The organism is Paenibacillus xylanivorans, assembly GCF_001280595.1.
Lineage (GTDB): Bacteria > Bacillota > Bacilli > Paenibacillales > Paenibacillaceae > Paenibacillus > Paenibacillus xylanivorans.
Genome location: NZ_LITU01000067.1, coordinates 25209 through 32360, shown reverse-complemented (window position 1 = coordinate 32360; position 7152 = coordinate 25209). Strand labels below are relative to the sequence as shown.

The 7152-nt window shown below is 40.9% G+C and carries 5 protein-coding genes and 4 pseudogenes; 6 read left to right on the top strand and 3 right to left on the bottom strand.

Annotated features, from left to right (window positions below):
• A pseudogene (locus AMS66_RS18560) lies at window positions 1-417 on the bottom strand (helix-turn-helix domain-containing protein); the annotation flags it as partial.
• A 107-nt stretch (window positions 418-524) separates the two neighbouring features.
• On the opposite strand from AMS66_RS18560, the gene gap reads away from it, so the two are divergent.
• Window positions 525-1526 carry a type I glyceraldehyde-3-phosphate dehydrogenase gene (gap, locus tag AMS66_RS18555; RefSeq protein WP_053782214.1) on the top strand — a complete coding sequence of 334 codons (1002 nt, stop codon included), beginning with the start codon at window positions 525-527 and terminating at the stop codon, window positions 1524-1526.
• A 249-nt stretch (window positions 1527-1775) separates the two neighbouring features.
• Here gap and AMS66_RS32390 read toward each other — a convergent pair.
• A pseudogene (locus AMS66_RS32390) lies at window positions 1776-1928 on the bottom strand (MFS transporter); the annotation flags it as partial.
• Window positions 1929-2085: 157 nt separating this feature from the next.
• Here AMS66_RS32390 and AMS66_RS34740 point away from each other — a divergent pair.
• Both AMS66_RS34740 and AMS66_RS33895 read left to right on the top strand, forming a co-directional pair.
• Entirely contained in the window at window positions 2086-2187 is a 102-nt protein-coding gene (locus AMS66_RS34740) for a helix-turn-helix domain-containing protein (protein WP_082350780.1), read from the top strand.
• Window positions 2181-2507: pseudogene (locus AMS66_RS33895) on the top strand (IS30 family transposase); the annotation flags it as partial. The gene AMS66_RS34740 and the pseudogene AMS66_RS33895, both read left to right, overlap by 7 nt.
• On the opposite strand, the gene AMS66_RS18550 reads toward AMS66_RS33895, so the two are convergent.
• Window positions 2479-3087, bottom strand: a complete 609-nt coding sequence (locus AMS66_RS18550; RefSeq protein ID WP_053782213.1) for a TetR/AcrR family transcriptional regulator — start codon at window positions 3085-3087, stop codon at window positions 2479-2481. The pseudogene AMS66_RS33895 and the gene AMS66_RS18550 sit on opposite strands and share 29 nt — an antisense overlap.
• 173 nt (window positions 3088-3260) lie before the next feature.
• Here AMS66_RS18550 and AMS66_RS18545 point away from each other — a divergent pair, with 173 nt between their 5' ends.
• The 3 genes and pseudogenes from AMS66_RS18545 to AMS66_RS34735 all read left to right on the top strand — a co-directional run bounded on the left by AMS66_RS18545 (window position 3261) and on the right by AMS66_RS34735 (window position 6670).
• On the top strand, window positions 3261-4001 hold the full coding sequence (locus tag AMS66_RS18545) for an SDR family NAD(P)-dependent oxidoreductase (protein ID WP_082350778.1): 741 nt from the start codon (window positions 3261-3263) through the stop codon (window positions 3999-4001).
• Between the two features lie 916 nt (window positions 4002-4917).
• Window positions 4918-6419: pseudogene (locus AMS66_RS18535) on the top strand (alpha/beta hydrolase family protein).
• Window positions 6420-6493: 74 nt separating this feature from the next.
• A complete protein-coding gene (locus AMS66_RS34735; RefSeq protein ID WP_407944557.1) occupies window positions 6494-6670 on the top strand; it encodes an alpha-L-rhamnosidase-related protein in 177 nt (58 codons plus the stop codon).
• Window positions 6671-7152: the final 482 nt, after the last annotated feature.

Here is a 7152-nt window from a genome sequence, read left to right as displayed (position 1 = left end):
TGTCCATCTTATAGGGTACATTTTAAATTGTGGAAAGGCTTTTTCGGTAACAAAAGGTACTCCGGTGCGTGTTGGATTGTTCTGAAAAAGTGAAAGCCCTGTTTGTATTTTAGGATGGATTGGAAAGTAGTCTTCCGTTTCAGAAATCGGGACGCTATTAAGAACATCGGGATGATAACTGAATGATTGCGCAGAGACATTATGCTTTTTAAGAATTTGTATCGTATCCTCTTCGGACAAACACAGAACGGCGGGTGCTGAAACGGCTATTGGTCGTTCGTTGAGTATACCGTTGATGCTACCGGACGTAACAAAGATTAATGTAAGTCGCTCGGGATAGGGAAGACACTCCAAATCCTCGGCGGCAACAAACTCAATATTTACCGTTCTGTCTTTGTGGCGGTCAATTTGCGGCATAGCGCTCTCCTAACAGATAGTATAGTCAATCTATTCATTTATAACAGTGTAACACAAAGATTCCAGGGATATAATATGATCTAAGATGAAGAAAGGTGGTTGTTATAGTGGGAATTAACATTGCAATAAATGGTTTCGGTAGAATTGGCAGGCTTGCCCTTCGGCAGCTTTTTGGGGAGGAAGGGTATCGGATTACCGCCATTAATGACCTCACGAGTCCGAAGATGCTTGCGCATTTGCTAAAGCACGACACAACGCAGGGGCGTTATGATGAGAAAATTGAGTACAGCGATAACAGTATAATCGTAAACGGCGTATCTATTCCGATTTATGCTGAAAGAGATCCCGGTAAACTTCCATGGAAAGAATTGCAAATTGATGTGGTGCTGGAGTGTACAGGCTTTTTCGCATCAAAAAAAGCATCTACTGCTCATATTGAGGCAGGTGCAAAAAAAGTGGTCATCTCAACCGTAGCTGGGAACGATGTTCCTACTATTGTATATGGTGTTAATGAACACACGTTAACTAAAGAGGATACTATTGTTTCGGCCGCATCTTGCACCACGAACTGTCTGGCCCCAATGGTCTATTACCTGAACGAACTGACGCCGATTAAAAAAGGTTTTATGACGACGATACATGCTTATACAAACGACCAGAATACTCTTGATGGCCCTCACGCCAAAGGTGACTTGCGCCGGGCGCGCTCTGCCGCCGGCAACATCATCCCAACTTCAACTGGGGCAGCAAAAGCAATAGGGCTTGTAATTCCTTCCTTGGATGGAAAACTGGATGGTATATCCCAAAGAGTGCCGGTTATGGCTGGCTCCTTGACAGAATTGACAGCAGTCGTGGGCGGTTCCGTAACTGCAGAGCAGGTCAACAAGAAAATGGAGCAGTCCCAATCGGAGCAATACGGATATACAGAGGAAGAACTTGTTTCATCCGATATTATCGGCATGACTTATGGTAGCTTATTTGACGCTACGCAAACAAAGGTAACGGAACTAGGAACAGATACCCTGGTGAAAATAGCAGCATGGTACGATAACGAAAACTCCTTTACCAGCCAAATGATTCGCACCGCCAAATATCTCGCAGAATTGTAATGTTAGCTGGACTTTATTGAAGCGTCTGTAACCTGAAATTTGATGCGGCAGAATGCAAAATCTCATAAAAACAGCGGCAGAATCAATATATCTATACCAGTAATCTTAAAATTAAAAGAGCCAAACTATACTTAGCGGTTTGGCTCTTTTAATATGTAAGTAGTGAAGGAAGGAGGCCGAGACATTCCATTCTTGAACTACCATCCCACTACCGCTACGATAGCCGCTTCTAAAAAATTGAATATCAACTGATTTGGAAATTGCTATTTTTATCATGATCAGTAAGAAAGCAAGCAACAAAAGTATGATACCGCTCCAGATGAGTTGATTCGCGCCCAATTGAGAAATAAACCAACCACCGATCAATGTTCCTACCGTAATGCCAACATTAGAAAAGGAAACGACGGATTGTAATATGAAGTGCGACACCTACTGGAAATAAATAAAAAATGGCCCATGGCCGGATTCGTGTAGAATGAAGTCACCACAACACCATTCACACAGGAAGAATCCACCATGAGCTACACGCATCTTAGCATAATCGAACGGCAAGCTAGAAATCCTCCACAGACAAGGCCAAAGCTCGAGAGCCATTGCAAAAGAACTGGGTAGGCACCCGTCGACGATTTGTCGTGAGCTAGATCGTGTTGCTGCGGTATAGCTATCTCACAGTACCCAACAGGAACCTTTCTCACAGCCACGGCTGACCTAGGAAAGGAGTTTGCATGCTATGCCAATCTGGAAACAACCCATAACCTGCACGTTTACTTTGCTGATCCGTATTCATCGTGGTAACGTGGTTCCAACAAGAATGCGAACGGGTTGCTTGGAGAGTTTTTCCCTAAAGGTACTGATCTCGCTCAAGTTAAGGATGAAGACCTTGCCCATTCACTCGATCTAATGAATCACAGACCACGAAAATGCTTGAGCTGGAAGACCGCTCACGAATCTTTTACAGAGGAACTGTCGCACTTGGTTTAACAATCCGTCCTTTAAAGAATACTTCCTGGATATTAGAGAAATGGATGTTGCTTAACTGCTCTACAATAGTTTTATGTTTCAAATTATTTGATTCTCTTATCCACAAGCAAATGATACCTACTAATCCAGATACTATATATTCTAAACCCACTTTCATATCTTTTTCTTGGTATTGATCTCCGAAAGCATTGAGAATATAATTTTTTAATACTTCTGTTAAATAAATAGGCTGACTGTTCAAATCCAGCATTACCTTGAAAAAATCAAGATCAGATTCAATATTTTGGAATATATTGTCTAATATAGATGTTAACATCTCTTTATTGATTGTATAAATATCCAACGTATTTAAGCTTAAACATACATTCAAATTCTCCATACTATCCCTACATAATTTATCCATTAAATCGTGCTTATCCTCATAATGCAAATAAAATGTGTTCCGATTAATCATCGCTTCATCAGCTATATCTTGAACAGTTATTCTTTGATAACCTTTCTTTGGAACTAGAGTTATAAAGGCACTTTTAATAGACTTTTTTGTTTTAAAAACTCGCAAATCCACTTTATCTTTTCCCATTTTTCAAATTCTCCTTCACAGTGATAATAATCATTTCAACTCCGATTGATGATTAATGACCATTTGATTAAATAATGACCATTGTGTCGCTTATAATCAGATTATACAATAACAAGTGTCAAAGGGAATAGTTATTGGCACACAATATTTTAATTTTAAAAGGAGATATGCCTATGAAAACTTTAGTTATTATTGGTGCGGGTAAAGGCCTAGGATTGTCTATTGCAAAACGTTTCGGTAAGGAAAATTTCAAGGTTGCATTAGTTGCACGTAACGCAGAAAAGCTTCAAGAAATGGTAACCGAACTAAAAGCGGATGGTATAGAATCTTCTTACTTCACTGCAGATATTTATAAAGAAGAACAAATTGAGCAAGCTATTAATGAGATTAAAGAGAAATATGGTCAGATTGATGTTGTAGAATTTAGCCCCAATGCAGGGAATTTTCCACCGACTTCTGTATTAGAATTGACTACTCAAAATGCAAAAGATCAGTTTAACGGAGTTGTTGCGAGCGCCATTCATGTGGTAAATAAAGTATTGCCAGATATGCTAAATAAAAATGAAGGAGCATTATTATTTACGACAGGTATGTCTGCAATGTATCCGTTACCAATAATGGGGAATGTCGGGATCGCGATGTCGGGACTACGTAATTATATAACCAATCTGCATGCTGAGCTTTCATCGAAGGGGATTTATATTGCTCACCGTTCTATAGGTGTATTAATTAAATCAGCTGGGTCAGGTACGGTCAATGATCCTGATGTCATTGCAGATATGTGGTATCATACTTATGTTGAAAAACAAGTATGGGAAGAGGAGTTTCCTAAAGGAATTACCCCTTCAATAACCATGAAGGATGAAGATTTTACTCAAAATCATCTCGCTAATTTTTATACGCATAAAAAGTGATAGCGACATCGCTAAAGTCTAATTAAGTACGATCGAAATCCAGTGATGTGATTCATAAAATTGCGGGCGGGAAAGTAAACAACCAATCTGGATAGAAACATTTAGGAACTTGGAAAATACACGGTTATACACCATCAATAATTGCATTGTGGATTTGAAAATCCTGATGATGTTTAAGGATAGCCCTTGAAAATTAGCGAATTATTGATCTTCTGCAAACAGGCGCGATTGTAGAAGAGAATCATAGGTAGATTAATGATCAAACTTTTAAAGTCAGTAAAACTATTATTCAATCAAGAATTACGAAATCCTCGTCGAGGGACAAGAATATGGTCCTTTTGAAAGTCGCTATTTTAGCGGCTTTTTTATCTCTACAAGAACTTGTACCGATTGCCGAAATGGACAAGAACATAGTCCGATTACCGATTAGACTTATATCTAATTGGTTTTCGCCCGCTAAATCATTAAGTTAACGGGAAGAGTAGTTTAACATTCGTACTCAGTAAAAATAACAGTAGGATATTGGATGGTGGGATAGTGGAGGAACATTATGAGATAATTCTAAAGGTGCACAACAATATCTGCTCGAACTACATTTTTGAGTTGGACATTCCTCATGCAGGAAAAATGTACCCTCAGAGTCGAGAAACGATCAATCAACAACAGTTACAGGTGGAATCATTGCGTATGCCCAAGGCGGATTATTTGGAGCTTCACCATCAGGAGCATCAACTAAAATCGCATAAAGGACAAAACAGTAAATTACGGTCGTATGCATCAATTCCACCGTTTTACGAGTCCTCCAATACCGCAAGGTAGAATTACAAAATTGTAAGGTTGATGTAAGTTGAATCGATAGCTTAGGCCAGCCTCGAAGGATAATATTGGAACAAACAATAATAAAAGGAGAATCGAGATGAGGCTGTTTGAACTGTTGCTTTTTTTGTCAAACATCGGCTTGTTTGCATTAACAGTCCTAGTAAAAAAAGGACGGCGTAGAATTCCAGTATTCGTTGCAAGCGGGATCGCCACACTTTTACTGGTCATCCATTGGACGGTGGAAGGATACAGAGTTCAGCTATTTTTCCCATATTGCATAACGATCATATTTTTAGCCATTTCAGGTTATAGCTATTTTAAAAAAACGGTCAAAACAAAATCCCACGATTCATGTTGGGTTCAGCTTATACCGCTATAGCGATAATGCTGGTCGTAACAGCCGGTCTCATGTATGCTTTTCCTGTAGTTAAACTACCTGAACCATCAGGCGAATTTAAGGTAGGAACGCAAACTTTTCATTTCGTAGATACAAATAGGGAAGAGATTTTTGACGAAGCCAGAGATGGTAAGAGAGAATTGATGGTTCAGGTATGGTATCCGGCTCAAGCTGGCACCGGCAAGTATGTTTCCTTTATTCCGGATACCCAGATCTTACGCTATATGGCCGCGAACTATGGCCTTCCCGGGTTTACTTTTCAACACCTCAAATACGTATCCAGTCATGCTTATTCGGGGGGCGAAGTTTCTTCCGCACAGACTTCATACCCACTGATCCTTGCGAATCCCGGCTTCGGCTCTTCCAGGTTCCTCCACACGTCGCAAGCCGAAAATCTCGCGAGTCACGGATATATCGTGGCAGTGATCGACCACACCTACAATACATTTGCAACCGAGTTTCCGGACGGTCGAATCACGACCATCTCAACCAACGACTTATTCTCGCCCGACCATGATTACCGGACGGAAAGCGGAAATCGCGACAAGTTGGGAAAAGTTCTAACCGACGATGTGGCGTTTGCGCTGGACCAGTTCGAGCTCATCCAATCGGGGCAGATTCCAAGTCATCTAAAAGGGAAGATTGATCTCGGCCATGTCGGGGTGTTCGGTCATTCCATCGGCGGAGCGACGGCCTATGACGCTTCTTACGATCCGCGAATCGCAGTTGGAATAGATTTGGATGGAGGGCTTTATCGACTGCGTGACAGAGAGGGTCTACGAAAGCCGTTTTTGTTCATCAACTCGGAAAGCGAATTCGGAAAATTGAAAATGGTGATGGATAACCGGGTCTACACAGATGCAGAACTTAACCGTATGGGCTCAACAAGAGAGTGGATGGATCAAGTAACGGAAGATAAAAAGTTGGAGCTTGAACGGATGCGCGAAACGGTCGACGAAGGGGGACAAATCCTCTATATCGAAAATTTGGAGCATTTAAATTTTGCCGACGTACAGTTCATTTCTCCGATTTTCAAAATGCTGGGCATTACAGGAAAGATCGTGCCAGAAAGAGCGAACTCCGTTATCAATGCCTATATACTGGATTTCTTCGATATGTATCTGAAGAATCAAGGCGGAGTCTTAATGAAAGGACCGGATAGCCGATTTCCGGAGGTAAAGTTCGTAACCTTGCTATTATAAATTACGGAACAGGCTATCGATTTTGATATCCTATCACGTACAACTAGCTCCATCTCCATCTAAGACCAAAAGTTTTGCGATACCTATCTCATAACGCTACGCGGCTGGCTCACCTTATCCGTATGAATCAGGGGCGTTTGACTACTGGATTCTTAGGCACACCTTACTTATGCGAGGCGCTAAGTGTTAACAGGCACAAGGAATTGGCTTGCCTGAAAGCAGAACAACATGCCCGGAAGAAGCGGGTATAGAGGGACTTGAACCCCCACGTCTAAAAGTTGGCTGTTTTTCCGTTAAGCTAACGGGAAACGTTAGTCGAACAAAGCGAGATTAAAGAAAGGGCCATCCGGCAAAAGGATGGCCCAAAAACTTGCCGTTACAGATAGCACGCTGATGCGTATCGTATAAAATGGTACAGCGGAGAGTTGAGTTGAGGTTAGAAAACCACATTGTTAAAGTTACAGATTGGTGTTTAAGTGACAGGAATCGACACATGCTGAAGTGTCTACTATTGATGGGCCGACATCAAGATTCAAAAGGCAAGTTAACTTTTGAAGCGTTTGATATAGGCTCGGATTTAACAAAAAATGATGCCTCGATCTTCCGATAGTCATCTTTGCTTTTTATTGTATTCAATAATCAATTGTTTTTATTGTTAAGCCTCTGTTGTTAGATACATCTCCCATATCCTCGACTTTGCAGGTATATTTCTTTTTGTATCCTGGTATATCGA

Coding starts and splice junctions, on each gene's coding strand:
- AMS66_RS18550 (WP_053782213.1), bottom strand. CDS start 3,087: ATGGGAAAAGATAAAGTGGATTTGCGAGTTTTTAAAACAAAAAAGTCT.
- AMS66_RS18545 (WP_082350778.1), top strand. CDS start 3,261: ATGAAAACTTTAGTTATTATTGGTGCGGGTAAAGGCCTAGGATTGTCT.